Origin of the sequence: Synechococcus sp. R3-13, assembly GCF_047462195.1 — a bacterium.
Taxonomy (GTDB): Bacteria; Cyanobacteriota; Cyanobacteriia; order Thermostichales; family Thermostichaceae; genus Thermostichus.
In genome coordinates this window covers 1-2,908 of record NZ_JANSIO010000302.1, presented here as the reverse complement: position 1 = coordinate 2,908, position 2,908 = coordinate 1, and the positions used below count along the sequence as shown (strand labels likewise).

2 protein-coding genes are annotated in these 2,908 nt (G+C 60.6%); one reads left to right on the top strand and one right to left on the bottom strand.

Annotation, left to right across the window (positions count from 1 at the left end; genetic code table 11):
- The coding region (locus tag NW856_RS09455) for a DEAD/DEAH box helicase family protein (RefSeq protein WP_414399961.1) at positions 1–793 on the bottom strand (793 nt) is incomplete at its 3' end.
- 314 nt (positions 794–1,107) lie between these two features.
- Between NW856_RS09455 and NW856_RS09450 the strand changes: the two genes are divergently transcribed.
- The coding region (locus NW856_RS09450; RefSeq protein WP_414399960.1) for a DUF3352 domain-containing protein at positions 1,108–2,908 on the top strand (1,801 nt) is incomplete at its 3' end.

Below are 2,908 nucleotides of genomic sequence, written 5' to 3'. Positions count from 1 at the left end.
GTTCTTGCTCGATATTGAGGATCGCCCGCTCCAATTGTGCTTCCGGCGTTACAAAGTGCCGAGCAGGATAAACTCTGAGGGCGCTGAGGCTGTTCAAAATCTCGCCTGTAACCGGATCAATTAAGCGAATGGCCTCGATCTCATCCCCAAAAAATTCGATGCGAATGACCCGATCCTCATAGGCCGGCACAATTTCCAGCACATCCCCTTTGAGGCGAAATCGCCCCCGCACCAGCTCCAGGTCATTGCGCTCGTACTGGATGCTGGCCAGATCCCGCAGGACATCCCGTTGGTTAATCTCCTGGCCGACTTTGAAGGGGATGGAAGCCTTCAGGTACTCCTCTGGCATGCCCAGACCATAGATGCAGCTCACCGAGGCCACCACAATCACATCTCGCCGTTCAAACAAAGAGCGGGTAGCCGAGTGCCGCAGCATATCGATTTCATCGTTGATAGAGGAAGATTTGGCGATGTAAGTATCGGTGCTGGGAACATAGGCTTCCGGTTGGTAATAGTCGTAATAGCTGATGAAGTATTCAACGGCATTGTGAGGAAAAAGCTCCCGCAGCTCATTGCACAGTTGTGCCGCCAGCGTCTTATTGTGGGCCATCACTAAGGTGGGCCTGCCCACCTGCTGAATGGTATGGGCGATGGTAAATGTTTTGCCGGTTCCGGTTGCTCCCAGCAAGGTTTGAAAACGATGGCCTTCTGAAATTGACTTCACCAAACCGGCAATTGCCTTAGGTTGATCTCCGGTGGGTTGATAGGGAGAAACCAGTTGAAACTCTGACATGGGTTTGGTTTTCCGATGGGCTTAGATGGCCGCCGGGCTGGTCAGGGCAGGGTTATCTGCGCGTTGGACGCACACAGGGGCGCATTTGGAATGGTAGTGCGGATCACAAAGGCTTGTAGGGTGCCTCTAAGCTTGACCGCCTGCTCAGCAGTGGGCTCCAGCTGGCACACCAGGGTTAGCCTCTGTTCCATGGTAAGGTTTTATCATGCAGGACTGAGGGCAGCGCTTCTTCACTAGGCCTGTTCATGCCAGCAGTGCAGAGCAGTAGGGCCTGGGTGTCCGCGCCATGTCTCCCTCGGTGCAGAGATTGAGATATGGGACGACGGCAACTCTTGCGCGGGATCCTAATCGGGTTGGGTCTTCTGGCCGCCATGGTGGTGTGGGTTGTCGTATGGCTGCTCACCCGCAGTCCGGTGGCTTTGTTGCTGGCCCACCCGGAGCTGCCACCCATTGTGGGCTTTGCCCCCAGCTCTGCGCAAGCGCTGCTGGTGTTGGCCGTTCCCCTGGACGAGGTGCAAGCGTTTTGGCAAGCGGCAACTCCTGCCCCCCAGCGACGCGCTGCCCGTCAGCAGTGGCAAAAGTTTTTCTCCCCTGAAGGCCCAGGCTGGCTGGGATCCATGCTGGCCGGGGGATCCCTTGATTTTGAGCGGGAGGTGCGGCCCTGGCTGGGGAAGAGCACCCTCTTGGCCAGCTTGCCAGAGTGGGGCACTTTGGTTGCCCTGGAAACGCGGGATGCGGCGCTCTCTCAGTTTGAGCTGAACCTATTGTGGGAACGGCAGAGCTTGGCCGGGAGGCCGGTGCAGGTGGACACTTACAAGGGCATTCAGGTGGTGTCCAGCCCGATTCCGGGCCTGCAGGGTTTCTCGGCAGCCGTTTTCGGCGAGCAATACGTGTTGCTGGCGGAGCAGCCTGCTGCCATTCGCGCCGCCATCGATGCTTGGCAATTGCCGCAGTTGTCTCTGGTGGCTCAGCCTCTGTTTCAGCAGGTCATCCAGCCCTTGCGGGAGGCGCATGTGGGTTGGGCCTTCTGGCAAAATCCAGAGGCGGTTTCTTCAGATGGGCTGACGTTGCAGGCGGTAGGGCTGGGGTTGGGGGTGAACTTCCAGGGCTTGGTGGCCGAAAGTGCTGCCCTCTGGCATGCGCCTGCCGGGTTCTCGTTGCCGACAGCAGAAGCCTTTCGCCCGCAGATCCTTCAACATCTGCCGGATGAGACCTTGGCGCTGGTTTCCGGAGAGAATCTGGCCTCAGTTTGGCAGAGCCTGGGGCAGATCCAGCCCCTAAATCCCCTGGGATTGCGGGTGGATCCCGGCCAGTGGCGGCAGCGCTTGCAATCTCAGGTGGCGCTGGACTGGCAGCACCTGTTGCCGGAAGGGGGGGAGTTTGCCTTTGCCCTATTGCCCGGCGACGGGGATCCAGCCTGGCTGTGGGTCGGTAAGCTGCCGGATGAGTCGGTCGCGACAGCGGGACGGAGTCCTTATTTCGACTTGGATGAGCGGGCGCGCGCCCAAGGCTGGCAGGTGGTCTCTCTGGCGACGAAGCGCGGCACCGCCACTGCCTGGGCCCAACCGACCACTCCTGCGGGGGAGACGGAGTCCTTGCCGTCAGAACCCCCGCCGGTCGCGACAGCGGGACGGAGTCCTCACCGCTCCACCCATCGACCGGAGATCCCCGTGTTGGCAGGGGAGTGGCTGGAAGTCAGCGGGAAGGGAGGATCCGCGTCATTGCAGGCGGCAGAGGCTCTCCCCCAGTCGCGTCAGCGGCGCGGAGCGCTAACGCTGCCAGGGATCCCGCTGCCGGCACAGGTGTATCATGCCGATCGCAAAGGCTATTCCTACCTGGCCTCTTCTTTGGCGGCTCTGGAGGCGGCCCTCGCGGATCCCCCCTTGAGTGCAAATCGCGCCTGGCGCAAGTTGGTGGCTTCCCTGCCCCACCGCAATTTGGGCTATGGCTATGGATCCCTGGGGTTGCTCTTGGAAAGCGAGCTGCCCGACCCGGTCGCGTCAGCGGCGCGGAGCGCTAAGGGATCCCGCTGGTCATCCACGCGCCTTGCCTTTGCCACCACAGCCCTAGCGGTTTCTGAAGCTCCCTACCCCGATCGGGGCTGCCAGATTACCC